Genomic DNA, 24,388 nt, shown 5'->3' on the forward strand with positions numbered 1-24,388 from the left:
ACCGCTCAAGCCGGGTATCCGCGGCCGAAGTGCCGATCCCCTCCAGTGTTCCGGAGCGAACGCTGGTCCAGGATCGACTTGTTCGCCTGTATCGCATCGGTTAGCCACGCCCCGTTGCGGCGCCTGAGTCGCGTCAGAGCCAGGGATCATCCATGCGAGCACGTACCGTCGGTATCGGAATTGCGGCGATTCTGTCCGTGATGACCAGTGTGGCCTCCGCCGAGACGTTGCCGGCACGCAAGGCCGGCCTGTGGGAGAGCAAGACCACGTCGCCCGACGGCAACACGACCGCGCGTCAATGCATCGACGAGAAGACCGATCAGATCGCGCAAGCCGCGTTCGGGGGCGGCCAGAACTGCGCGAAGCGCACCATCGTCAAGACGAGCACCGGCTACAAGGGCGAGACCGAGTGCAAGCTCGGCCCGATCTCGGCCGCGGGCACGACTGAGATCAGCGGCGACTTCAACAGCAAGATCCACATGGAGGTGGATACGACGCTGACCGGCATGCCGAACGCCAAGGAGCCCGTGCGACGCCAGATGGTGATCGACGCCACCTACATCGGTCCCTGCGCGGCCGGACAGAGCCCGGGCGACATCATCCTGCCCGACGGCAAGATCGTGAAGATGCCCCAACCGGCGGCCCGATAGGCACACCGGCAGGCGCCTCGGGCGCGGGCGAGCCCGTCGGGTGCCGCCCCGCGTCCCCCTGGGCGCCGCCGCGGAGATCCATGCCGCGAAACCGGCATCCCTCCGTGAGACGGCGAGCGACAGCCCGCGAGGCAGGGGAAGGTCTGATTAGCGGATATTAAATACATTTCGCTAATCGTGCGCCGTGCAGCCGCAGAATTGTTCTATTCGGCTCCGTCGAGGCCGCCGTGTCGCTACAGAGTGTCTCCATTCGTACAAAGCTGGTCGTGGCCTTCTCGGTCCTGACCGTTTTCGTGATCGGGCTCGGCGCGCTCGGGCTCGTGAGTACGCGCAAATTGCGCGAGCAGGCGGTCGAGATCGATACGAACTGGCTGCCGAGCATCCGGGCGCTGGGCGAGATCGACACGCTGACCGCCCGCAGCAGCGGCCTTCTCCTGCGGCACACGCAGGCGACCGATCCGGCGCTGCTCGTCAGCATCGAGAGGGATATGGACAGCTTCGACCGGAAGCTGGCCGACCGGGTCGCCGTCTACAAGGGCCTGCTCAGCTCGCCCGAAGAGCGGTCGCTCTTCGACGCGTTCAACCAGGAATCTCAGACCTTCACGGCGGTGCGCAACGACGTCGTCGACCTGTCGCGGGCCGGGAAGAAGACCGAGGCCTATCAGCTCTACGAGACGAAGGGCCTCATCCCGCGCCGCGCTGCTTCCAAGGCTCTCGAGAAGCTGATCGCCATCAACAACGCCGGCGCCGATGCCGCGCAGGCCCAGGGCACCGCCGTCTTCAACGAGACCTGGACGGTGAGCCTCGTCGCGATCGCTCTCGCCGTTGCGGTCTCCGTTCTGTCGGGCGTGATCATCGTCCTCGGCGTCACCCGCGGCATCGCCGCGGTGGTGCGGCCGATGCAGGCGCTGATCGCCGGCGACCTGTCGGCCGAGATCCCGCATCAGGGCGAGAAGACCGAGATCGGCACCATCGCGTCGGCCGTCGCGGTGTTCAAGCAGGGCCTTATCCAGATGAAGGCGCTGGAGGCCGAGACCGCGCAGGCGCGCCTCGCCGCCGAGGAGCAGCGCCGGATCGGCATGCGCCAGATGGCCGACAGCTTCGAGGCGGCGGTCGGCGGCATCGTCGGGCAGGTCTCGGCCTCCGCGACCGAGCTGCAGGCCACCGCCGGCTCCATGTCGGCCATGGCAGGTCAGACCTCGGCGCAGTCGGGGGCGGTCGCGGCCGCCGCCGAGGAGGCTGCCTCGAACGTCAGCACCGTCGCGGCCGCCGCCGAGGAACTCGGCGCCTCCGTCCAGGAGATCGGGCGCCAGGTCCAGGGTTCGGCCGAGCTGGCCCGCTCCGCCGCCGGCGAGGCGGACGAGACCGGCGCCCTCGTGCAGGAACTCAGCGGCGCCGTCGCCAAGATCGGCGACGTGGTGGGCCTGATCTCCTCGATCGCCGGTCAGACCAATCTCCTGGCGCTGAACGCCACGATCGAGGCCGCCCGCGCGGGCGCGGCGGGCCGCGGCTTCGCGGTCGTCGCCTCCGAGGTGAAGGCGCTGGCGGAGCAGACCGCCCGCGCGACCGGGGAGATCTCCAGTCAGATCGGCCGGATCCAGGGCGTGACCGGTCAGGCGGTCTCCGCCATCGGGACGATCACCGGGCGCATCCGCGAGATCAACAGCGTCGCCACCTCGATCGCGGCCGCCGTCGAGGAGCAGGGCGCGGCGACGCAGGAGATCGTCCGCAACGTGACCCAGGCCGCGCAGGGCACCGGCGAGGTGACCAGCAACATCGCCGGCGTGGCCGGCGCCGCGGAGGAGACCGGCGCGGCGGCGAGCCAGGTTCTCGGCGCGGCCTCGGAGCTGTCGCGCCAGTCGGAGCACCTGTCCGCCGAGGTCGGACGGTTCCTCGCGACCGTGCGCGCCGCCTGACGCGCCGACTGAGGAGCCCGGCGATATAGGCCGCTCCGGCCAGTTCATCGCCGGGGTGTGCCGCAGCACCTCGGCGGGGAAAGCTTGAGCTTACATCAGGGTTACACCGCGAACACAGTCGCGGACCTGATGGAGACTTCCATGACCCTCGTTGCCCGCTTCGCCCTCGCCACGGCCGTCGCCGCCGCCACCGTCGCGGTTCTCGCCGGGACCTACGTCGAAATCCTGGACCGTGCCCTCCCGATGCACTTCGTCTGAGACGGCGGGTGCGAACCGGTTGAAGACCGCATCCCGGGTCGCCGCCGTCCGGCGGCGGCGACCCGGGATGCGGGAGGGAGGTGCCGATGACTCGAATCCTGACATCCGTCCTCGACGGCGCCGTGTGGGTCGCGGACGCGCTCGACGATATCCTCGTCGAGGCGGCTCTCGGCTTCGGCGCCGCCGTACCGCTGATCGCCGACCCGTCCGGCGATCCGCCGACCGGCGCAACCACCGGCCAATCCGAGACAAGTCCCTCGCCGATCCGGACTTGACCGCCCGGGATGCCCGGCCGTCGCCGGTGCCGACCCCGGAGGTGTCGCGACGGTCCGGATGACCGGGTTCCCCGGTCGGGCCGCAGAGACGTGTGGCCTCCGCCACAGAGGCAACGGACCCGCGTAACGAACAGCGGCGGCTCGGCGAGCGTCCCCGTCCGCACCTGCCCCGTTCGGGAACGGCTCTAGCGCTTCTGCGTGTTCGGCGCCGATTGGTCGGTCTGCGGCTCCATCTTGGTGGAGTCGGGTTTCGTCGGCGTGTTGTTCTGCGCCTGCTTGTCGTCGCAGGCGGCGAGGCCGAGCAGCAGAAGGGCGGCGAGTGCGATGCGGGTGCCTAGCGGCATGGATCCTCCCTTTGGCGTGTGAGGGCGCGGAGATCCTGTTTGGCGATATCGCCAAACAGGATCTCCGCGCCGCTCGCTGCGCGACGCGGTCCGGTCAGCGGCCGCCGGCCGGCGGCTTGGAGCCGGATCCGGCATCGTTCGGACCGGTGCTGTTCGTCGTGCCGGAGCGGCTCATCGAGCCGGTCGACGGGCCGCTCCCGGCGGCGCCGGGTGTCGAGCCGGACCCCGCGTCGCTCGGGCCGGTGCTGTTGGCCGTGCCCGACCGGCTGGTCGCGCCGCCGGCATTCTCGGCTGCCGTGGCGGGAATCGCGGCCGCGAGGAGGGCGGCGATGGCGAGACTCGTGACCTTCATGGCGGATCTCCCTCTCGGTCCGGCAATCGCTCTCGCGGAGCCGTTACCGGTCGTGCGGGCAACCCCGCGCCACCGCCGCTGTTCCGACCGCGTCGCCGACCGGCCGGCACGGGTCCCGGATCACGATGCTTCCGGTGGCGCGTCCTCCCGGACCGCAGCCGGGGTGGCGGCGCGCGCCTGCTCGTCGGGCATCCGGTAGCCGCGATCCCAGGTGGCCCAGGATTCCGAATCCGCCGGATAGGGGTTGGCGGTGATCGGATCGCCGCGGTCGCGGGCGTGGCGCCCCTCGTCGCTGATCGCGGCGGGTGAACGGGTCGACGGTGTCATCGGCGCTTCTCCGGCACTCACATCCCCGGGTCCGGAACCTCGGCAGACAGCCCGGGCGTTGCAGGATCTACCGGACGCTCGCGCGAATGTTCCCCGCCTGGGTTGGTGCTCAGCGGCCGGTGTACCCGCGCGCCGCCGCCGCCGCCTTCAGGCGCTCGAACGCCGTCGCGTAGCGCTCGCGCAGGAACGCGGCGTTGGGCGGGATCCGGGTCGGGCAGAGGTTGTCCTCGGTATCGGACATCTTGATCAGCAGCGCGGCGAGGTTGCCGGCCGCGATCAGGGTGGTGATCCGCTCGGAATAAGCGATCCGACTCTGCGGCTTCGTGAGAAGCGTCACCGTCTCGACGATGTCGGCCTCGAAGCCGGCGGCGCGGAGGTCCGCCGCCGTACGCGGCGTGTCCTCCAGCACATCGTGCAGGAGCGCCGCCTGCATGACTCGCATCGGGTCGATGTCGAGCCCGTCGATGAGTCGGGCGTGACCGGCCCGGGTCTGGGCGGCGTTCGCGACGCGTTCCAGGTGCCGCATGCACGGCTCGCCGCCCTTGTCGAGCTGACCCGCATGCGCCGTGAGGGCGAAGGTATGGGCATCGAAAATCGTCGGCACGCGACCGGCTCTCCAGATCGACCGGCCCGGATCGGCGCCGCACCGGCTTCCCGTTCCGGGAAGTCGGGTCCCCGCCGCGGCGTTCCCGCCGGGTCGCCCGCCGCGGGGCTCCTCGTCGCCGGATGCCGTCCCGGGGCGGGACTACCTCATTTCGTGGATGCGCAGTCTTCGCGCTCGATTCAAAAGTTCACGTTGGCAACACTATTGCTCAGCTCCCGTGGAATCGCCATCTGTTGTTCCATAATCGGACAAGCGGCGAGTCGCGCTTCAGGATCGAGACCATGACGTCCGGAACACTCGAGAAGCCGCTGGATGTCGGCGGGCCGCTGAGCCGCAGGGCGGCGGCGCTGGCCAACGTCCGCTGGTTCCGCGCGCTGGCGTGGCGCGCCCTTCGCGACGGCGGCCCGCGGGCCGAGCTGCGCGCGTCCAACGCGCGGGCCGCGGCGCGGATCGTGCTGCGCCAAGCCAAGCGGGAGGCCCTCGTCGCCCGCCTGGCGCGACAGGCCCTCGACGCCTCCGTCTGAATGCGGGGCGCCGGGTCGGCCGGGCGCTGGGCCCGGCCGCGGCGGTGCGCCTCAGCGCTTGAACTTGCCCTCGTACTTGAACTCCGGCGCCGCCTTCAGCTGGTCCTTGCTGGCGCCGATGATGGCCTTCCACTTCTTCGCGTCGGCGTCGTAGCCCAGCGCGATCGAGCTCGGCGAGACCGCGACGTAGCGCTCGCCCAGGCCGAGGAAGCCGCCCACCGAGACGATGTAACCGGCCAGCTTCCCGTGATCGATCACGAGGTCCTTGATCTCGCCGACCGTGTTGTTCTGCGCGTCGGTCACGTTGAGGCCGATGAGGTTGTAGCTGAGCACCGCGTCCTGCGGCACGGTCTCGAATTTGGGCGCGACCGTCTGCGGCGCCTCGTTGGCGGCGAGCGCGGGCCCGGCGAGGGCGGCGGCGGCGAAGGCGGCGATGACGAGGCGGCGCATGGTGTACTCCAGTGGCCCGGTATGGGTGGTCTGAAATGGCCGCCTCGCGCGCATCGTTCCGCGACTGCACGGAAATGTTAATGCGCGGAACATGGAACCTTCGGCCGGCGCGCGACCCGCGCGGCGACACCCCTCACGAGGCTCCGGCGCGGTGAACGGGGTGGCCAACTGTATCGAAGATCGACCGGGACAGATTGGCCGGCGGCGCCCCGACCGTTCCTGGCCGGCCGCACCCCGGCACGGCATGCCGGGACCCGCACGTATCGGGAGGGGACATCCGTGGCGGGGGGAGTGATCGAGACGACGCGCGGACCGGCGACCGGCGCCTGGGTGGACGGCCTCATCGGCGTCGCGATCTTCAGCGCGTCGCTGGTCGCGACGCGCCTCGCGCTGACCGGCATGGACGCCCTGTTCCTCAGCGCGGCCCGGGCGGCGCTCGCCGGCCTCGCCGGCGCGGCCGCCCTGCTGGCGCTCCGGCAGGCGCGCCCGCGCCGGACCGATCTCCCGGCGCTCGCCATCGTGGCGGCGGGCGTCGTGGTCGGCTTCCCGCTCCTCACCGCCCTGGCCCTGCGCACGGTCGGCGCCGCGCACGGCACCGTCTTCGTCGGCCTGCTGCCCCTCGCCACCGCCCTGTTCGGCGCGCTGCGCTCCGGCGAGCGGCCGTCACCGATCTTCTGGCTGCTCTCGATCACCGGCGCGCTGGTCACGGTCGGCTTCGCCGCGCGGGGGCTCGACGGTCCGCCGGGTCCCGGCGACGCCTTCATGCTGGCCGCGATCCTGCTCTGCGGGCTCGGCTACGCCGAGGGCGGCGTCCTGGCCCGCCGGTTGGGCGGCTGGCAGGTGATCGCCTGGGCCACCGTCCTGTCGCTGCCCGTGAGCCTGCCCCTCGCGCTGCTGCTCCGGCCGGCCGAGCTGACGGCGATCCCGCTGCCGGCCTGGGCGGGCCTCGGCTACGTCGCGCTGTTCAGCATGCTCATCGGCTTCGTGTTCTGGTACCGCGCCCTGGCGCGCGGCGGCATCGCGGCGGTCGGCCAGCTGCAGCTGCTGCAGCCGTTCCTGGGCCTCGGCGTGGCCGCGCTGGTCCTCGGCGAGCGCATCGAGCCCGCCATGATCGCCGCCGCGCTGGCCGTCGCCGCCTGCGTGGCGCTGGCGCGGCGCTTCGCCTGAGAACGGCGCGGAGCCGTCGGCCCGGGAGCGTCAGCCGGACTTCGCCACGACCTCGATGTCGCGGTCGAGCCCGCTCTCGACCTTGAACTCCCGGGTGTAGACCTGCCCGTCGTGGCGGGCGATCAGCACGTAGTCGCCCTCCGCCAGGGTGACCTGCGGGAAGGCGCCGATCGCCTCGCGGATCGTGTCGCCGCCGGGGGTCAGGACCGAGAAGGCGGTGCCCGCGAAGGCCTCGGCGCCGGGGGCGGCGACGAGCTTCAGGGTCACCGTCGCGGCGCGGTGGTTGAGTGTCGCCTCCGTGACCTTGCCGTTCTCGACGCGCAGGTCCGCGCGCTGGATCGCGTTCGATTCTCCGTAGGTCGAGACGACGTGGTACGTGCCCTCCGGCAGGCGCAGCAGCTCGCCGGTCTTGATGCCGGCGCGCACGAGCCGGCCCTCGGAATTGGTCCCCACCGGGACGAAGACCGAGAACATCACCTGACCGGGCGGGATCTTCTGATCGCCCACCGCGCCCGCCAGCTTCAGGGCGCCGGCGGCCACCCGCAGCGTGTCGGTCGTCGGCTGCCCGCCCATCACGATCCGCTTCGAGGCGCTGGCGAAGCCGTAGGTCACGGTCGCCACGTAGGCGCCCGGCGCAAGGGTGAAATGCGGCTCGGCCTCGGTCGAGCGGGCGACGATCGACGGCCGCGTGCCGTCGCCGCGATCCTCGTAGATCCGCCACGCGAGCCCCTGGCGCAGGGCCGTGCCCGGTCCGGACAGGAGCGCCGACAGAGACAGCTGCGCGTCCGGCTCGGCCGGGGGCAGGGACGGCGGCAGGTTCGGGGTCGTGATCGACGGCGAGGGCAGGGCGCCGCCGAGCCGGTTCTGGAACGGGTCCTGCTGCGCGAGCGCGGCCGGCGGGCCGGCGGCGAGCATCGCCAGCGCGGTCGCTGCAAGCCTCATGCGCATCGGTCGGCCCTTCTCTGCTCGTCTCGCCGGTCGCGACACCGGATCGTCCGGGCCTGCCTCTGACTCCTGACCGTGGCGGCGGCAAGGCCGCTCTTCCACCGGCGGCCCGCGCATGCCACATCCCGGTCGGGACGCGATACCGGGACGGAGCGCATGACCGCCACCCTCGATCTCCTGAAGACCCGCCGCTCGGTGCCGCCGGCGCTGCTGGACGAGCCCGGGCCCGACCGGGCGCAGCTGGACACCATCCTGACGGCCGCCTCGCGGGTGCCCGACCACGGCAAGCTCGCGCCCTGGCGCTTCATCGTCATCGCCGGCAAGGCCCGGGCGAAGGTGGGCGAGGTCATCGCGGCGACCTTCGCGGCCGACAATCCCGACGCGGCGCCCGAGCGGCTCGCGCAGGAACGCGCCCGCCTGACCCACGCGCCGGTCGTCGTCGCGGTGGTCTCGCGGGCGGGCCCGCACGTGAAGATCCCGGACTGGGAGCAGGTGCTCTCCGCCGGTGCCGCCACCATGAACCTCGTGATCGCCGCGAACGCCGCCGGCTTCGCCACGTCGTGGCTGACCGAGTGGTTCGCCTACGACCGCCGCGTGCTCGACGCCCTCGGCCTCGCGCCCACCGAGAAGCTCGCCGGCTTCGTCCATATCGGCCGGGCGCGCGAGGTGCCCTCTGACCGGCCGCGGCCGGCCCTCGACGAGATCGTCACCTACCTCTGAAGGGACCGGCCGTGCACTACGACCTCGATCTGCCGCGCGAGTCGCGCGCCCTCCCGCACAACCCGCTGAAGGCCATCGTCGCGCCGCGACCGATCGGATGGATCAGCGCCATGAACCGCGCGGGCGCGCTCAACCTCGCGCCCTACTCGTTCTTCAACGCCGTGGCCGACAACATGGTCGCGTTCTCCTCCTCGGGCCGGAAGGACGCGATGACCTTCGCCGAGGAGGGCCGGGAATTCGTCTGCAGCCTCGCCACCTGGGACCTGCGCGACGGGATGAACGATTCCTCGGCGCCGCTGCCGCGCGGAACGAGCGAGTTCGCCTTCGCCAACCTGGAGACCGCGCCCTCGCAGAAGGTGCGGCCGCCGCGCGTGGCCGCCTCGCCGGCGGCCCTGGAGTGCCGGTGGCTCCAGACCGTGCCGCTGGTGCCCCTCTCGGGCGGGGAGGCGGAGAACTTCCTGGTGATCGGGCAGGTGGTATCGATCTACGTCGACGAACGTTACGTCGCGGACGGAATGGTCGATACGGCGGCGATGCACCCGATCATGCGCGGCGGGTACTTCGACTACTTCCACGCCACCGCCGACACGCGCTTCCAGATGCGCCGGCCGAAGGGCGCGGGGGAGTTCACCGGGTCCTGAAACAGGAACCGGCCGCGCGCGGCCGATTGAGGACTTGTTTACCATAGCGGGCGCAGGTTCGGGCGGTCTCCAGCACCGTGCCCGCCCGGATGTTCCTGTTCACCACGCCGTCGAGCCCACCGGAGAGCCCGCCGCCCCAGGCGCGGGCGCTGCCGGGCACGCCCGCCTCCGGGCCGGTGGTCCAGGCCATCCGCGACGGAGCGACGGCGAGCGGCGTCGGCTTCGACTATCTCCTCGCCACGGCGCGGCGCGAATCCGCCCTCGATCCCGCCGCCAAGGCCGGCACCTCCTCGGCCACCGGCCTGTTCCAGTTCATCGAGCAGACCTGGCTCGGCGTGATGAAGAATGCCGGGCCGCGGCTCGGCCTGCAGGCGCAGGCCGACGCGATCACCCGGCAGTCGGACGGCACCTACACGGTTCCCGACGCGGGCCAGCGGCAGGCGATCCTCGACCTGCGCCGCGATCCCAAGATCTCCGCGACGCTGGCCGGCGCGCTGACCCAGCAGAATGCCGACGCCCTCACGGGCGCCCTCGGTCGCGAGCCGACCGCGGGCGATCTCTACGCGGCCCACGTGCTGGGCGCGAAGGGCGCGGCCGCCCTGATCTCGACCGCCCGCGCCTTCCCCGAGCGCGCCGCCGCCCTCGACCTGCCGGAGGCGGCCGGTGCCAACCGGGCGCTGTTCTACGACCGCGCCGGCCGGCCGCGGAGTGCTGCCGAACTCTATGCCAGCCTCTCGGCGGCGGCCCAGGGCGCCGCGGCCACCGACCTCACCGGCCTGCGCCAGGACGGCGCCGCGGCGCCGCAGGCCGTCTCGGCCTACGCCAGCACGGCGACCGCGTTCGGCGGGACCTCGGACCTGCGCAGCCTGTTCCAGACAGACCAGCGCGGCGCGGCCTCCGACGCCGCGGCCCGTCTCTGGCAGGCGCGCAACAGCGCCGCGCCGGTGCAGCACGCGGCGCCAACCTATTTCCCGCGCTCCGACGCCGAGCCGCCACCGCGCGTCGCCGTCGCGGAGCCCGCCGTCACGGGTGCCATCACGGGTGCCGTCACGGGCGCAACGGCCGGACCGGCGGCGACGCCGCCGGGCGCCGCCCTCCTCAATCCGCCGCTGCCGCCCCGCCGACCCGCGGAACTCGCGGCCGCGGCGTCCATGTCCGGCAGCAGGACCAGCCTGTTCGCCCCCCGGAGCGGTCGATGATCATCCGCGACTTTCTGGCCTGGACGCAGGACGCCTCGGCCGAGCGCCGGGCCGAGGCGACCGCGACGCTGGCCCGGACCTACCTCTACGGCGACCTGGGCGCCGACGCAGCCTGGGAGGCCAAGACCGCGCTGCTCGCGCTCCTTGACGACCCGTCGCCGCTCGTGCGCCGGGCGCTCGCCGAGACCTGCGCGGCCTCGGCGCGGGCGCCGCGCCCGCTGGTCGTCGCTCTGTCTTCCGACGTTCCCGAGGTGGCGCGGCCGGTGCTCGCCCGCTCGCCGGTCCTCACCGACGCCGACCTCGTGGACGCGGCCGCCCTCGGCGACGAGGCCACCCGCGCGGTGATCGCCGCCCGGCACCACCTCTCGCACGCGGTCGCGGGCGCCCTGGCGGAGATCGGCGAGACCGACACGCTGGTCGTACTCGCGGCCAATCCGACGGCGAAGATCACCGCGGGCCGGATGCTGCGCATGATCGAGCGCCGCGGCGACGAGGCCGCCCTGCGCGAGGCGCTCCTCGCCCGCGCCGACCTGCCGCCGGAGGTGCGCCATGCCCTCGGGATCGCGGTGGCGCGGGCGCTCACCGACTTCGTCACCGACCGCGCTTGGCTCGGCGCCGAGCGCTTGGACCGGATGAGCCGCGAGGCCGGCGAGCGCGTCGCGCTCGAGGCCTGCGAGGGCTTCGGCGCGGCCGCCGTGACGCGGCTAGTGACCCATCTGCGCGCAAGCCGGCAGCTGACTGCGGGCCTGATCCTGCGCGCCGTGCTCTCGGGCCGGACGGACTTCGCGCTCGCCGCCCTGGCCGATCTGTCGGGGCAGGATCATGCCGGGGTCGCCCGGGCCATGCGCGACCCGCGCCTGTTCGCGGACCTGCACGACCGCGCCGGGCTGCCCGAAGCGCTCCTGCCGGCGATGCAGGCGGCGCTCTCCGCCTGGCATGAACTCGCCCGCGCGGCGGCCCCGGTCCGGGGCACCGGCCTGTCGCGGCGCCTCATCGAATCCGCCATCGGAGCCTGCGGCGACCTGTCGGATCCGGAGATGCACCCGGTCATCACGCTGCTCAACCGCTACGAGGCCGAGGCGGCCCGCGACGAGGCCCGCGAGGTGGCCCGCGCCATCGCCGCGCAGGCGCTGGCGCGCGAGACCGCCCGCCGGGAGGCCGAGGCCGCCGACGCCGCGTGGCGCGCCGCTCTGGAGAGCCAGCGCCGGACCGCCTTCGCGGAGGAGACCGATACGGCGACCCCGGTCGTCGTGGCGATCGCCGACGCCGCGGACGGGCCTGCCGAGGCCGAGCCGGTCAACCCGGTGGGCGCGATCCTCGACGCGCTGCCCGAGCAGATCCTGGCCTGGTACCGGCCCGAGGAGGTCGACCCCGAGGTCCAGGCCGCGACCGACTTCGTGCTCGACGGTCTGGGCGACAGCATCCTCGATCATTTCCGCGCCAGCCGGGACCCCGCCGGGCCGGAGCCGGCCGCGAGCGAGGATAAGCCGGAGCGGATCGCCGCCTGATCGCCGCAGGAATCCGCCAAGGCTCGCCGCTCGGGGGAGCGATGGCACCGGACATCTCCCGATATCGCCGGCTGCCGGGGGAGGAGCCTCGCTACGTCCTGGCGGAGGCGCGGACGCTGATCGCGGAGCGTGCCTACCTGTTCAGCCTCTACGCGGTCGACGTGGTCGCCTCCGACGGGCTGACCGGCCGACACGTTCTCGCCGTGCCGGTCGCGATCAGCGCGGTCTCGATCACGGTGGGCCTCGTCCTGACCGAAGCGGATTCCCGCAGGGCCGAGGCGGGCGATCTCGCGGGCGTCGCGTCCCTCGCCCAGGCCGTGCAGGGCGGATACCGGCGCTTCCGAACCTTCCCGGCGAACGAGCTCGGGCGTTTCGTGCTCTGACGGCTCAGATCCGAGGCGGGCGCCCGGACTTGAACTCAGTTCGGCGGCCGATAGGCCTCCGGCGGCAGGTCGCGGAAGAAGGTCTCGCCGGGGGCCTGCCCCGGCGCCGGCTTCGGTGCGATCCCGCTGCCGCTCCCCTCGGTGATGTAGCGCTGGCCGCCCGGCTCCGGCAGCACCGGTGCGGGGGTCTGGGGGGTCGGCGGCACGATGTAGCGCTTCTGATCCGGCGCCCCGGCGCTCGGGGACGGTGCCGGGGGCGCGACGGGCGGCGCCGCGGGTGGCGCGACGGGCGACGCCACGGGCACCTGCGGCGGTGACGCGGCCGGCGTCCGCACCGGCGGAACCTCTTCTCGGCGTGCCTCGGCCGCGGCCGGCCGGCTCGGGCGGCGGACGGCGGCCCGCGGCGCGACCCGACGCGGCGGGACGCGCGCGACAACCGGCGGGGGGCGGATGCCGGGCAGGGCGATCCTGAGGCCCTCCACCGCCCGCACGAGGTCGCCGAGGCTGGCCTCGGCGGTGCGGCACAGCCGGATCCGCAGGGAGATCGCGCGGCGCGCGAGCGGCTCCGCCTGGAACAGAGCGGGCGGCTGCCCGCCGGCGGACGCGGCGCCGCGTCCGCCCTCGATCCACTGCCACGCGTAGAGGCAGTCGGCGCCGAGCGCGATGCCCACCGGGCCGTAGGCGTTCCGCAGCGGCGGCCGCACCGTCATCGCCTGCCCGGGAAACCGGACGGCGATCTCCCCCGCGATCCCGAACTCGCTGGGCTTGGCCAGCCGCGGCGGGAAGGCGAGGAGCAGGTCGGCGGTCTCCCGGCGCAGGGCGATCTCGGCGTGGTTGCGACCGTCGCCGCCGGCATAGCGCAGCCGCTGGTCGAACCCGTCGCGCTCGCGCGTCTCGATCACCGCGGTCAGCGTCCCGGCGCCGGGCAGGGTCAGGACCGGGACCGTCTGCGCCCGCGCGACGGCGGGCAGCAGGAGACACGCCAGGGCGCAGAGCCGGGCCGCACGGATCGCCGCGCGCCTCACGGGGTGGTCCGCTCGGTCGTGGCGGAGGTGTCGTAGGCCGAGCGCGCGGGCAGCTGGAACCGCTTCGCCTCGGAATTCTCGGGTCGCCCGCGCTCGGCCTGCTGGTCCTGCCACAGGGTCCCGGCGGCGGGCGGCGACAGGAATTCGGGCTTGTCGACGCCGCGATAATCCGGGAGCAGGGCGTAGCCGAACCGCTCGTAGGGCATCGGGCCCGCGCCGGGCACGCGCCGGGCCACCAGGGGCGGCGCCGGGGTCGTGGGCTCGCGGGCGTAGGTCCCCGCGGGAACGGGCTCGGCCAGGACCCGCACGAGCCCCGGCGGCGGGTAGCGGAGCGCGTTCTCCATGGAGACCGCCAGGGGAAACTCGTTGCGCTGCACGGCGAGGGGCTTGGCGTCCGTGCCGGCCGGCGGCAGGTCCGGCCGCGGCACCCGGTTGATCGGCGGCGTCTCGACCCGCGCCGCGGGCGCGGCGTGCCGCCCGGGTGCGGGCCCGGCGGCGGCGGGCACGGGGTCGCAGGGCAGCGGCGACCCGCCCGTGTTCTCGCGGAACAGCAGGTCGACGACCTTGGCGAAGAGGCCGTCGTAGCGATTCACGACTTCGAGGTACGGACGCTGCCGCTTCAGGCGCTGCAGCGTGAGGGCGTAGCCTAAGACGGTCCCCTCGCTCGGCATCCAGGCGACGGCCCGCTGGAACCACTCCAGCGCCGTGTCGAACTGGCAGGAATTGTAGGCGTACCACGCCAACCCCTGGGCGCCTTCGCCCGAGGTGGAGGCCGTCACGACCTGGGCGTAGCGGGCGATGCGCGCGGGCTCGATCGCGGGCGGGCGGGGCAGCGTCAGCTTCTGCTCCAGGATGTCGATGTAGAGCAGCTCGTTGCCCACGAACTTGTCGCGCCACGCGTAGGCGACCTCCTCGGCCTCGCGCGCCATGTCGAGCTGGCGCAGGGTCAGGGCGAGCCCGTGGGCGACCATCGCGTCGCCGCCCCGGGCGATCGCCTGCTTGAACCATTCGAGCGCCTCCCGAAACTGGCGGCGCTTGTAGGCGTACCAGCCGAGGAGGCTCGTCTGGGTGGGATCGCCGCTCTTGCGGGCGACGGCCTGGAAGGCCGCGAGATCGGCGGGGGTCGGGGTCTCGGCGCTCTCCTCGTGCAGGAAGGCCGCGATCCGGGCACGGGTGATGTCGAGGCGGATCGCGTCGAATTCCGAGGCCCCGTTCGCGCCCCGGTGCCCCATCTCGATCAGGCGCTCCGCCTGCGCCATGCGCAGATGCGCCATCGCCTTCTGGATGGTGGCGAGGCGCACGCCGGAATCGGCGTTGCCGTCGAGGATCGACTTGTAGAGCTCGAAGGCCTCGTCGCCCGAGCCGGTATCGCCCAGGGCGTCGGCGACCATCCAGACGCTCTGGACGTCGAGCGGATCGAGGGCGCCGGAATCGGCGCGGTAGAGGTCGATGATCGCGTCGGCGTCCTTGCCGGTGAGCGCCGTGATCCGGGACCGGAACTCGGCCCGGCGGAGCTTGCGCGCGAGCTCCTCGGAGGGCTGCCACGCGGGGTCGATCGACCTGCGCGCGACGATCGCCGCGCGGAGGTCGTCGAACCGCCCCGAGGTGAAGAGGTCCCACAGGGGCGCCTCTTCGGGCGGGCTCGGCTGCAGCGCGTTGAGGTCCGGCGGCTCGTTCCAGCCGGGATAGAGCCGCTTCAGGCGGACGATCTCGGCCTTCATCCGAGCCGTCTGCTTCTGGGCCGCGTAGTAGCGCAGCGCGCTCTCGTCGACCATGTCGGTCGTGCGGGACGTGGCCGGGTCGGCCAGGATCGCCGGGGCGCGCGGGCCGTCGCCGTAGACGATGCGGGGCTCGGGGCGTGTCGGCGCGGCGGGAGACTGGGGCGCGGGACCGGGTCGCGCGTCGACCTGCGCGGCGGCCGGCGCGGCGGTGAGCGCCAGCATCAGGAGGCAGGGCGCGGCCGGTCGGAGGCGTGCCGGCGGACGACCGGTCAGGACTTCAGGCATGACGGGTAACGCATGCGGGCCGCGGTCAGGGCGAGGAGGCTCAGAGTGGCCGGGTAGTAGTTCTGGTTGCCGATGTCGCCGCGCGCATCCTCGGGGAAGGGCGTCCCGTCGAGGGCGCAGGCCACCAGTGCCGGGAGCCCCATGTAGCCGGCCTCGGTGAGCCACTCGACCTTCCGCCCGTCGCCGGTGTCGACGATCGGCAGCCGTTCCCGATCGGCGCCCGACCACAGGACCTGGAACGGCGCGAGGTCGTCGGGCCGCACCAGCCCCGCCCAGACGAGGTAGAGCGGGATCCGGATGGCGTTGTAGGAGAACAGCGGCGGGAAGCCGTTCGCGGGACGCGGCGCCTCCTTGGCGGAGATCCACTCGGTGGGCAGGTTGCTCGGACCGAAGCGCGACTGCCGCAGCAGGGCGAGGCCGCTGCGCGTCAGGGCCGCCCAGTCGTATTCCGGCGCGACGAGGGCGAGGCGCGGGAAGGCGGGGAAGATCCAGTAGGAGAGGTTGATCAGCGGACCGTCCGGGCGCTCCCGCGCTGAGAAGCCCGAGACCGCCGGCAGCAGCAGCGCCCCGTGCGGGTCCCGGAACAGGATGGTCTTGCGCCCGAACTCGATGGCGATCCGGCGCGCGGCGGTCCGGTAGCTCGGCTCGTTCCAGGCCTCGGCCGCCTCGGTGAGCGCCCAAGCGATCAGGATGTCGCCGTCGGTGGCGTTGTTCATGTCGCTCACCGCCGGACGCTTGTCGGGTGACCAGCGCCACGCCAGCAGCTCGTCGCCGCGGACCATCAGGTTGGCCCGGGTCCAGCCCCAGATCCGCTCGAAGCTGATCCGATCACCGGCCGCCACGGCGAGCAGCATGCCGTAGCCCTGGCCCTCGCTGTGGCTGATCTGACCGTTCGCGGTGTCGACCACGCGCCCCTGGTCGGTGATGAACCGCGCGCGGTAGGCCCGCCACGCGGCGTCGTTGCCGAGCTTGCCGGCGAGCCCCTGGGTCGCGGTCCGGGGCGCCTGCGCGGGCTGCGTGCCCGGCTGCGCGGTACTCGGAGGCACGGCGGGCTCGTCCTGGGGCGAGGCCGCCGCCGCGGGCAGGATCGCCGCGGCGAGGAAAGCTGCGGCGAGGGGGGTGCGGGCGCGGCGGCTCATGGATTCTTCCTGCCGACGTTGCGCACGAGGCTCGTGGTGGCCAGGCCGAGGCAGAGAGCCATCGCGAGGGTCATGCCCACGTAGTATTCCGTGTTGATCGACAGCCAAGCCGCGGACACGAGGCGCAGGTTCGGCAGAGATCGCGGCTGCGTCTCGACGATCTCGATCCGCTCGGGCCGGGACGTCACCAGCGTGCCGTTCGACGCGTCGAGGAAGGCGGCGCTGCCGCCGAGCTTCGCCCAGACCACCGGGTCGACGAGGCAGGAGACGGACGCCTTCAGCAGCGACGCGTTCGGCGCGGTCACGATCACCGTGTTGCTCGACTGGACCGGGGGGCCCTCGGCGATGAGCAGCGAGGCCGTGGCCGGAACCTCGACCGTCTCGTCCGGCTTCACCTGCGCCGTGATCGTCTGGCGCAGGGAGTGCACCGTGCCGGTGATCTCGTTCCAGACGGAGTCCAGGGCCGCCCAGATCTGGCGCGAGCCGCGTGTCGACGCCTCCCAGCGGTCGATGAGCTCGCGGTCCGACGCGGAGCCCGAAGGGGTGGCCGGCGGAGCCGTCGGGGCGGGCCCGGCGCTCGTCTGGCCCTGGGATTGCGGCGCCTGCTGGGTCGGGGCGGGCTGCGCCGGGCGCACCTGCGGGATCAGGGTCGGCAGGGCGCAACGCATCGGGAGGTTGCGGCGCAGCCGATCGAGGGTGAGCACGCCCTCGGGACCGAACTGGCCCGGGGTGGCGACCATGTCGGCGCGGCCTTCCCAGACCCGCTGGACCTGCTGCGGATCGAAACCGACCGATTCCAGGAGCGCCGGGTCGAGGGCGCGGGCGGGCGCGACCACGAGCTGGCTCGTGTCGGACACGACCTGCTGCTGGGTCACGACCTCGAAATCGATGACCCGCTCGGCTGCCATCGCCAGTCGGGCGGCGAGGGTCGCGGCCGCGTCGGCGCTGTCGCGGTCGGGCGTCGGCAGAACGAGGCGCGCGCGCTGCCCCGGGACGACGAACGGTACGGCGCCGCCCTTGATCGCCGCGAGGTCGGGGCTGCGCGCCGCCCGGGCGAAATGCGGGATCTCGATCCGCGAGCGGTCGAGAAACAGGAAGCGCGCCTGCTTGGCCGCCGGGCTGAGGGTATCACAGACTTGGTCTGCGGCGTTCGGCAACTGCGCCGAGATCTCGACGTGGTTCACCCCGGGGCGCCAGAGGCTGAAGGGCAGGGGGATCGCGCTGTCGTCGAACACCTCGCCGCGCCCGTCGGGTAGCGGGACGCTGGCCGCGTTGCGCCCGTTGATGTCGATGACGATGCGGGCGTCCGAAGAGAGCCCGGCCACGTAGGCCCCGGCCAGGTGGAGCATCACCTTGCCGTAATCGGCCGGGACGAAATCCCCGGGAAAGCGGAGGGCGAAGCCGACATGGAGCAGGCGCCCCGAGAACTCACGGGACGTCACGCCGAGGCGGTCGAGCGTCAGGTTCTCGCCGCCGTGCACCATGTAGCCGCGGAAGAGCTGGACAGCCTTGAGCCCGCCCGGCGTCCCGGTGTCGGCCGGCACGGCGAGGTTGGTGATGGCCTGACGGACGTCCTCGTCGCGGGCGCCGGTGACCACCAGGGTCGGCGGTGTGTTCGGCCGCGACGGCAGGATGGCGAGACGCGGCCCGCTGATCGGGCCCAGCTCGGGAACGCCCTCGATTCCGGCGATCTCGGAGGCGGTACCGACGACGAGGTTGATGCCGTTCCGGCCCTGCAGGGGAGGGCCGAAGGTCACGGTCGGACGGGCGACCCGGCCCACGAGGGCGAGGGCCTGCACCGCCTCGATCATGCGCTCCAGGCGAGCGAGGTTCGGGCGCTCGTTCAGGATGACCTGGATCGGCAGGGCGCCACTCTCGTCCGGCTCCGCGGCGGCGAGAGACCGGACGTCCATGTCGGTCGCCGGCGGGACCACGAGGCCGGATCGCGACGGGTCGATCTGCGTCCACAATTCGTAGGTCGCCCCGACCGAGCAGTCGACGCGATGGCGCTGGCTGGCGGTGAAGGTGACGGCGTTGTAGCCGGGCTTCAGCACGCCGTCGCCGATGGCGAACTCCACCACCTTCACGGCACCGGGCGCCTGGATGCGGGTCCAGCCGACCTTCGTCCCGTTGACGAAGGCAGCGAGTTCGGAACTCTCCGGCGCCACCGAGATCGCCGACAGGTAGGAGAGGCGCAGCCGTGCCGGTCCCCGCGTCTGCGCCTCGGTGAGGTAGACGGGGTAGCGCAGAGAATCCTCTTCCCCGGTCAGGCGGAAGCCGCGCGGGCCGGACGGAAGCCGTCGCGCCGGCGCGATGGTCGCCTGGATCGCCGCGCGCGGCACCGTCTGAGGCGCGGCGGTCCGGGGCGGCTCGGACGGGCGCGCGGTCGGCCGCGTCTCCGTCGCCGACGCGTCCGGCCGGCGTGCGGGGCCCGACCCGTCCTCGGACGGCGCGCGCAGGGCGTTGCCGCTCGGCGGGACCGTCAGCCGTTCCGCCGGCCCCGAGCCCAGGAAGCTCTGGGCCAGGGCAGGAACGCTCGCGAGACCGAGCAGCAGTCCCAGCACGGGGAGGCAGAGCCGAGCACCCATCGCCGTCACGCCGCGCTCGTGCGCCGGCCGCGAAGCTCGGCCAGGGTGCGCTCGTTCTCGTAATCCATCATCAGGCGGACCCAGTCGTCCCCGCTCTCGATGTCGGTGGGTTTGGCGGTCGCGGGCAGCGACGGCGCCGCAGCGGGGGCCGCCGGTGCCGGGACGGACGGCACCGGAGCCGGCACCGGCGCCGCGGCGGCGTCGTGCGGTGCGTCGTAGATCGGCGCCTCCTCGATCTCGACGGGCCTGGGGCGCCGGCTCGCGAGAAGATAGCGGAGCGCGCGGAACGGCTCGACCAAGCCCCACCACGCGAATTGCAGCGTGCCGGTGGGAATATCCTTGTGCCGCCGCCGCCGCAGCTGGAAGCGCCGCATCGCCTCGGCGTCCCCGTACATGAGTCCCGCGAGCGCCGGGTAGTCGCGGATGGCCAGCGTGCCGAAGTTCACCCGCATGACGAGCTCCTGTCCGTCGCGCGTCGCCTGCTCCAGGTGCACCGGAAGCGGCGCGGTCCGGCGCGCGCCGGCCGTCGGCTCGACGCTGAGCGTCCCCCGCAGCGGCGGGCGCGTGAGCCCCGGATCGAGGGCGCCGCCGAGGAGGCGCAGGGTGCAGGCTTCGGCGGAGACGCGCTCGATCGAGACGTCGACGCTGTGCCCGGCGACCGTGAGGACGCCGCGGCGATCGATCGCCAGGGAGGGCGTGCGCTCGAGCTGGCGCCGCTCGGCGCAGACCCCGAGGGACGCGCCCGCGGTGAGCAGGTTGAAGAAGTTCCACAGCCCGACCACCAGCATGAGGTTGGTCACGCCGGGCTCGTACAGGTAGCGCCACGCCGCGACGGCGCAGCCGAGCATCAGGAGCAGGTAGATCAGGAAGAACGGAAGGGCGAGCGACGAGATGTGGTCGTGGTCGAGGGTCGCCCCCTTGTTGGTGACGTTGAAGGTCGGCTTGCGGGGCGACGCGATGACAGAGACGATTGCCTTGGCCAGGTAGACGCCCTGGATGTACTCGTAGAGTTCCGACACGAACGGCCATCGGAACTTGCCGTAGATGTAGTTCTGGATCATCAAGTTGATGATGATGTAGGTCAGCGTGTAGGCGATCGACTCGTCCACGCTGGCCACGAAGATCTTCAGGTCGAAGAAGATGTGCAGCAGCGGCGCGAACATGAAGATCAGCCGCGGGATCGGGAAGAACCAGAAGGTCATGCTGGAGAGGTAGGCGATCTTCTGAATGGGCTTGAGGCCCTTCTGGAAGGCCGGGTTCTTCAGCAGCAGGATCTGGAACATCCCCTGGCACCAGCGGGAGCGCTGGCCGATGAAGTCCGCCAGTGTGTCGGGCTGCAGGCCGGCGATCAGAGGCTTGTCGACGTAGGCGCTGTTCCAGTGGCGCGAGTGCAGCTCGAAGGCGGTCTCGCAATCCTCCGTGATGGTGATGCCCGAGAAGCCGCCGGCCTCGTCGAGGGCGGTGCGGCGCAGAAGGGCCGCCGAGCCGCAGAAGAACGAGCCGTTCCACTTGTCGAGGCCGCGCTGCGTGACCGCGTAGAACATCTCGTTCTCCGAGGGCATGCGCTCGAAGGTCCGCAGATTGCGCTCGACCGGGTCGGGGTTGAGGAACGCGTGCGGCGTCTGCACGAGGAACAAGCGCGGATCCTGCGCGAAATAGCCGACGGTCTCGGTCAGGAACGAGCGGAACGGGACGTGGTCGGCGTCCAGCACCGCCACGAGGTCCCCCCGGGCATGGGCGAGACCGTTGTTGAGGTTGCCCGCCTTCGCGTGCTCGTTCCGGGCGCGGGTGAGGTAGCGGGCGCCGAGCTCGTCGCAGAGCGCCTGCAGCTCACCCCGACGGGCGCGCGCCGCCGCGGCCTTGGCCGGGTCGGCATCGCTGCACTTCTGGTCGGTGCCGCCGTCGTCGAGCAACCACACCGTGAGCTTCTCGGGCGGGTAGTTCAGCTGTCGCGCCGCCGCCAGGGTCATGGCGAGGATCGCGGCATCCTCGTTGTAGCTCGGGACGAACACGTCGACCGTGGGCAGGTCGGCGGCTGGGGCAGCCGGCGGCGGGTCGCGCCGCAGCGGGTCCGCGTTGATGATCAGGCTGACGAACAGGATGAAGACGCAGTAGAGCTCGGCCACCAGCAGGATCAGGCCGAAGCCGAAGCTGACCGGGTCGCCCGGCGAGGGCAGCGTGTTGGTGAGCCGCCACAGGATGTAGCGCAGCACCACGAGGCTGCCGAGCGCCATGAAGACGAACCGCGTGCGCGGCCCGTCGAGCACGGCCCACAGCACGATCATCACCGCCATGGCGGCGAGGCTCATGGCGAGCTGGGCCTGCGTCCCGACCGGCTGGCTGAGCAGGGCGAGGCTGGCGACTGTCGCCCCAACCCAGGCCAGCCAACGCAACGCCTGCCTCACGCTACAGCCTCCCGGGCCAAAAATCCCTCGGATCGAGGTGCAACGGCTCTACCGCCGGGTTTGTACAGCGACGATGGTCAATGAACAAACCCATTCGTAATATCCAGCCCACTCCACTTAGCCGGAAATTACGGTTAACTTAGGAATGCGGGCAACCCAGATGATGCCCGGCGTGGCGAAGTCGATCGGGCTGCGAGAACGAGACCGGGACGCGCCGTTGCGCCGAATACATTAATATTCCGTTCTAAAGCTTCGCTATAAACGGCTTCGGTGCGGCGCAGGCGACGTAGAGCGCCATGGATAATCGGAACGACCCGCCCGGCGGAACGCGCCCGCGTCGGGGGGCACGGCCGGGTTGCGCCGCGGGCCTTAATCGACCCTTAACGAAAATCGCGCCTCGCTCGGGACCGACCCCCGGGCGTACGGATGACCGCGAAGCCGCTGCAGATCTCCCTCGGATTGCTCAACGCGCTGCAGGTGGCGATCGCCGCGGCGGCGGGGTTCGCGGCCGCCGTCCTGATCGTCGTCCCGGCCGCGCGGCCCGGACCCGCGGCGTCCCCGCAGGAGATGGTCGGTTCGGCCTCGCGCGCCTACGTCGCCGCCCTCGCGGCGCGACTGCGGCAGACCGTGGTCGATGCGCGCAGCGCCGCCCTGATGCTCCGCGACGACGAGGGCCTGCTCTCCGCCGACCAGCGTGCCGCGCGCCTGCGCGGGTGGCTCGACCTCAACCCGGTCTACCGGGACGCCGTCCTCGTCGCGCCCGACGGTACCGTGCTGGCGGCCCGGGACGAGCGCCGCGTCGGCAGCAGCGTCGCGCGGCAGACGTGGTTCCTGCGCGGCCGCGCGGCCGGGGTCATCGTGGTCAGCGACGGGGCGGAGGCCGACTCGCCGTTCGGGACCGCCGTCGCGCTGGGCGAGCGCGGTCAGGACGGCCTGCTGCGCCTCGACGCCGACCCGAGCTATCTCACCAAGGTCGAGGAGGAGGTGCGGCGCGCCGCGGCGCTGCCCGACACCCTCGGCTTCCTCGTCGCCACCCCGGACAGCCGGGTCCTGTCGGGGGCCCCGAGCCCGTTCCGGACGACGGCCGTCTCGGCCACGACGCCGATGCGTCTCGCGGCCGAGATCGGTTCGCCAGGATGGCTGGTGACGGCGCAGGCCGTGCCCTCCGGCGCGTCGCTCGCCGCGTCACCGGACTGGCGGATGCTCGGCGTCGGGCTCGCCCTGATTCTCTGCGCGGCGGCGCTCGGCTTCGTCGCGGGAGAGCGGCTGACGCGACCGCTGCGCCGCCTCCTGAGGGGTGAGGGCGAGACCGCCGGCGAGACCGAAGCGCCCCGCACGTGGATCGGCGAGTTCGCGGCGCTCTCGGACGTCTTCGCGGGGCATCGCCGCAGCGCCGGGCTGCAGATGGCCGGCGCCGGGTCCGAGGTCGCGCGCCTCAAGGCGCGTCTGACAACCTTCGAGGCGGTCTCCGGCTGGGCCTGCTGCGAGATCGATCCGGACACCGGCCGGACCCTGCTGGATTCGCGGAGCGCGGCCGGCGACGACGGAGCCCCCGTCGCCGCCCCGTTCGCCGCCTGCTTCGTCGCCGAGGACCGGCCCGTGCTCGACCGGGCGCGCGACGCCGCACTCGCGGCCGACGGCCCGCACGACGTGACCCTGCACCTCCGCGACTGGCCGGAGCAGCAGGTCCAGGTGAGGCTGCTGTGCCTCGCCGACGCCAGGGGCGACCGGCGGCTCTTCGCCCTGATGCGGAAGCTGCCGGGCGGCGAGGGGGCGACCCTGCCGCAGCCCGTCGAGCCGCGTCGCAACCTCGTCCTGCGGCGGGTGACCGACGGCATCGTCCACGAGTTCAACGACGTTTTGACCGTCGTCCTGACGAATCTCACGCTGCTGGCGCGGCGCCACACCCTCGGGGACGACCAGGAACGGCTGGTCGGGCGGGCGACGGCCGGCGCGCGCCGGGGCGCGGCGCTCACCCGCCGGATGCTGCACCTCGTGCGCGGCGACGAGACCGGCATCACCCTCGCCGAGACCGACCTCGCCACCACCTTCGAGGGCTACCTGCCGTTCCTGGCCGCGAACGCCCTCGGCGAGATGCCGGTCCTCAACCGCATCCCCGCCGGGTTGCCGCCCGTCCTGTGCAGCGAGCGCGTGCTGGAGCTGCTGCTCCTCAACCTGGCCTTCCATATTCGAGACGCCGGCCTCGCCGGCTTCGCCATCGCGGCCGTCGAGGGCACCCCCGAGGACATGGGCGCCGCGGCGGAAGTTGCGGCCTACGTGCGCGTGCTCGTCAGCAGCGGTCGCCGACCCGAGGCCGCGCCGCTGCCGACGGCAGCAGGCCCGACCCTCGCGGCGGCCGCGGCGCTCGTCACCGAGACCGGCGGCCACTGGCGCCTGATCCGCGACGGGACCGGCGCCGAGCCGTTCCTGGCCGAGTTCTGGCTGCCCGCCGCGCCCCCGGCCGTCGCCACGCTCCCTCCGATCCGCGCGGCGGGGCTGAAGATCCTGCTCGTGGAGAGCGACGGCCTCGTGCGGGCCAGCGTCGCAGAGGTGCTCGCCGATCTCGGCCACGCGGTGGTCCAGGCCGCCTCCGGGGCGCACGCCCTCGAGATCCTTGCCCGCGACGCCGCCTTCGACGCGATGATCGTCGATCAATCGATGCCGGTGATGGCGGGTCTCCAGCTTGCCGCCACCGTGGTCGAGCGCTACCCGCAGATCCGGGTCATCCTCGCCAGCCCACACGGCCAGCTGCCGCGCTCCGCCGACGCCTTCCTGCGGATCGACAAGCCTTTCCGCAACGAGGACCTGCAGGTCGTCCTCGACGCCGCGGTCCGCGCGCGCGCGGCCTGATCGCCGCGCATCCCGCCCGATTGAGCGACCGCGCGGTTCTCGCGCTCGCTCTCCGCGCCGACGCCCTGATCGAAACTCAGTCCTTCCAAAAGTGGATGTTAACTATTGTCGA

Annotated in this window: 22 protein-coding genes; 11 read left to right on the forward strand and 11 right to left on the reverse strand. The window is 72.7% G+C overall.

Going from position 1 to position 24,388, the window contains the following annotated elements; genetic code table 11:
* Positions 1-152: 152 nt before the first annotated feature.
* The 3 genes from BM419_RS01395 (at position 153) to BM419_RS01410 (ending at position 3,099) form a co-directional block, all read left to right on the forward strand.
* Complete coding sequence (locus BM419_RS01395) at positions 153-650, forward strand: DUF3617 domain-containing protein (RefSeq protein ID WP_042672875.1); 498 nt, start codon at positions 153-155, stop codon at positions 648-650.
* Positions 651-877: 227 nt separating this feature from the next.
* The gene (locus tag BM419_RS01400) at positions 878-2,566 is read left to right on the forward strand and encodes a methyl-accepting chemotaxis protein (RefSeq protein ID WP_042672873.1); all 1,689 of its coding nucleotides are present in this window, start codon (positions 878-880) and stop codon (positions 2,564-2,566) included.
* Between the two features lie 344 nt (positions 2,567-2,910).
* Positions 2,911-3,099: a hypothetical protein gene (locus tag BM419_RS01410; RefSeq protein WP_020091625.1), complete on the forward strand. Its 189-nt coding sequence runs from the start codon at positions 2,911-2,913 to the stop codon at positions 3,097-3,099.
* 185 nt (positions 3,100-3,284) lie between these two features.
* Here the strand turns inward: BM419_RS01410 and BM419_RS32240 are convergent, their stop codons facing one another.
* From BM419_RS32240 to BM419_RS01425, 4 genes are all read right to left on the reverse strand, one after another.
* Positions 3,285-3,443: a hypothetical protein gene (locus BM419_RS32240; protein ID WP_165923055.1), complete on the reverse strand. Its 159-nt coding sequence runs from the start codon at positions 3,441-3,443 to the stop codon at positions 3,285-3,287.
* A 94-nt stretch (positions 3,444-3,537) separates the two neighbouring features.
* Complete coding sequence (locus tag BM419_RS01415; RefSeq protein WP_042672868.1) at positions 3,538-3,795, reverse strand: hypothetical protein; 258 nt, start codon at positions 3,793-3,795, stop codon at positions 3,538-3,540.
* Positions 3,796-3,915: 120 nt separating this feature from the next.
* Positions 3,916-4,122: a hypothetical protein gene (locus BM419_RS01420; RefSeq protein ID WP_020091628.1), complete on the reverse strand. Its 207-nt coding sequence runs from the start codon at positions 4,120-4,122 to the stop codon at positions 3,916-3,918.
* A 109-nt stretch (positions 4,123-4,231) separates the two neighbouring features.
* Entirely contained in the window at positions 4,232-4,726 is a 495-nt protein-coding gene (locus BM419_RS01425; protein WP_020091629.1) for an HD domain-containing protein, read from the reverse strand.
* A 281-nt stretch (positions 4,727-5,007) separates the two neighbouring features.
* On the opposite strand from BM419_RS01425, the gene BM419_RS01430 reads away from it, so the two are divergent.
* The gene (locus BM419_RS01430) at positions 5,008-5,250 is read left to right on the forward strand and encodes a hypothetical protein (RefSeq protein WP_020091630.1); all 243 of its coding nucleotides are present in this window, start codon (positions 5,008-5,010) and stop codon (positions 5,248-5,250) included.
* Positions 5,251-5,301: 51 nt separating this feature from the next.
* Here the strand turns inward: BM419_RS01430 and BM419_RS01435 are convergent, their stop codons facing one another.
* On the reverse strand, positions 5,302-5,700 hold the full coding sequence (locus BM419_RS01435) for a PRC-barrel domain-containing protein (protein WP_020091631.1): 399 nt from the start codon (positions 5,698-5,700) through the stop codon (positions 5,302-5,304).
* A 279-nt stretch (positions 5,701-5,979) separates the two neighbouring features.
* Here BM419_RS01435 and BM419_RS01440 point away from each other — a divergent pair, with 279 nt between their 5' ends.
* Positions 5,980-6,867, forward strand: a complete 888-nt coding sequence (locus tag BM419_RS01440; RefSeq protein ID WP_091924457.1) for a DMT family transporter — start codon at positions 5,980-5,982, stop codon at positions 6,865-6,867.
* Between the two features lie 30 nt (positions 6,868-6,897).
* Here BM419_RS01440 and BM419_RS01445 read toward each other — a convergent pair whose 3' ends face one another.
* Complete coding sequence (locus tag BM419_RS01445; RefSeq protein ID WP_026604700.1) at positions 6,898-7,815, reverse strand: hypothetical protein; 918 nt, start codon at positions 7,813-7,815, stop codon at positions 6,898-6,900.
* Between the two features lie 153 nt (positions 7,816-7,968).
* Here BM419_RS01445 and BM419_RS01450 point away from each other — a divergent pair, with 153 nt between their 5' ends.
* The 5 genes from BM419_RS01450 (at position 7,969) to BM419_RS01470 (ending at position 12,263) form a co-directional block, all read left to right on the forward strand.
* Positions 7,969-8,532: a nitroreductase family protein gene (locus BM419_RS01450; RefSeq protein WP_042672863.1), complete on the forward strand. Its 564-nt coding sequence runs from the start codon at positions 7,969-7,971 to the stop codon at positions 8,530-8,532.
* An 11-nt stretch (positions 8,533-8,543) separates the two neighbouring features.
* Positions 8,544-9,173, forward strand: coding sequence for a flavin reductase family protein (locus BM419_RS01455; RefSeq protein WP_020091635.1), 630 nt, complete (start codon positions 8,544-8,546; stop codon positions 9,171-9,173).
* Between the two features lie 89 nt (positions 9,174-9,262).
* On the forward strand, positions 9,263-10,372 hold the full coding sequence (locus BM419_RS01460; protein WP_042672862.1) for a lytic transglycosylase: 1,110 nt from the start codon (positions 9,263-9,265) through the stop codon (positions 10,370-10,372).
* Positions 10,369-11,880, forward strand: a complete 1,512-nt coding sequence (locus tag BM419_RS01465; protein ID WP_091924460.1) for a DUF2336 domain-containing protein — start codon at positions 10,369-10,371, stop codon at positions 11,878-11,880. The genes BM419_RS01460 and BM419_RS01465 overlap by 4 nt, the downstream gene beginning before the upstream one ends.
* Positions 11,881-11,921: 41 nt before the next feature.
* Complete coding sequence (locus BM419_RS01470) at positions 11,922-12,263, forward strand: hypothetical protein (RefSeq protein WP_082557710.1); 342 nt, start codon at positions 11,922-11,924, stop codon at positions 12,261-12,263.
* A gap of 35 nt (positions 12,264-12,298) precedes the next feature.
* On the opposite strand, the gene bcsN is transcribed toward BM419_RS01470, so the two are convergent.
* The 5 genes from bcsN to bcsA are packed head-to-tail and all read right to left on the reverse strand — an operon-like array spanning position 12,299 to position 21,426.
* Positions 12,299-13,288, reverse strand: coding sequence for a cellulose biosynthesis protein BcsN (gene bcsN, locus BM419_RS01475; protein ID WP_091924463.1), 990 nt, complete (start codon positions 13,286-13,288; stop codon positions 12,299-12,301).
* Positions 13,285-15,294, reverse strand: coding sequence for a tetratricopeptide repeat protein (locus BM419_RS01480; protein WP_091924466.1), 2,010 nt, complete (start codon positions 15,292-15,294; stop codon positions 13,285-13,287). The genes bcsN and BM419_RS01480 overlap by 4 nt, the downstream gene beginning before the upstream one ends.
* A complete protein-coding gene (locus BM419_RS01485) occupies positions 15,279-16,433 on the reverse strand; it encodes a family 8 glycosyl hydrolase (protein WP_091924475.1) in 1,155 nt (384 codons plus the stop codon). The genes BM419_RS01480 and BM419_RS01485 overlap by 16 nt, the downstream gene beginning before the upstream one ends.
* Positions 16,430-19,021, reverse strand: a complete 2,592-nt coding sequence (locus BM419_RS01490) for a cellulose biosynthesis cyclic di-GMP-binding regulatory protein BcsB (RefSeq protein WP_091924779.1) — start codon at positions 19,019-19,021, stop codon at positions 16,430-16,432. The genes BM419_RS01485 and BM419_RS01490 overlap by 4 nt, the downstream gene beginning before the upstream one ends.
* A gap of 5 nt (positions 19,022-19,026) precedes the next feature.
* The gene (bcsA, locus tag BM419_RS01495) at positions 19,027-21,426 is read right to left on the reverse strand and encodes a UDP-forming cellulose synthase catalytic subunit (protein ID WP_175556252.1); all 2,400 of its coding nucleotides are present in this window, start codon (positions 21,424-21,426) and stop codon (positions 19,027-19,029) included.
* Positions 21,427-21,852: 426 nt separating this feature from the next.
* On the opposite strand from bcsA, the gene BM419_RS01500 reads away from it, so the two are divergent.
* The gene (locus BM419_RS01500; protein ID WP_091924482.1) at positions 21,853-24,276 is read left to right on the forward strand and encodes a response regulator; all 2,424 of its coding nucleotides are present in this window, start codon (positions 21,853-21,855) and stop codon (positions 24,274-24,276) included.
* The last annotated feature ends 112 nt before the right edge of the window (positions 24,277-24,388 follow it).

Origin of the sequence: Methylobacterium sp. yr668, assembly GCF_900116245.1 — a bacterium.
In the GTDB taxonomy this organism is placed as follows: Bacteria; Pseudomonadota; Alphaproteobacteria; order Rhizobiales; family Beijerinckiaceae; genus Methylobacterium.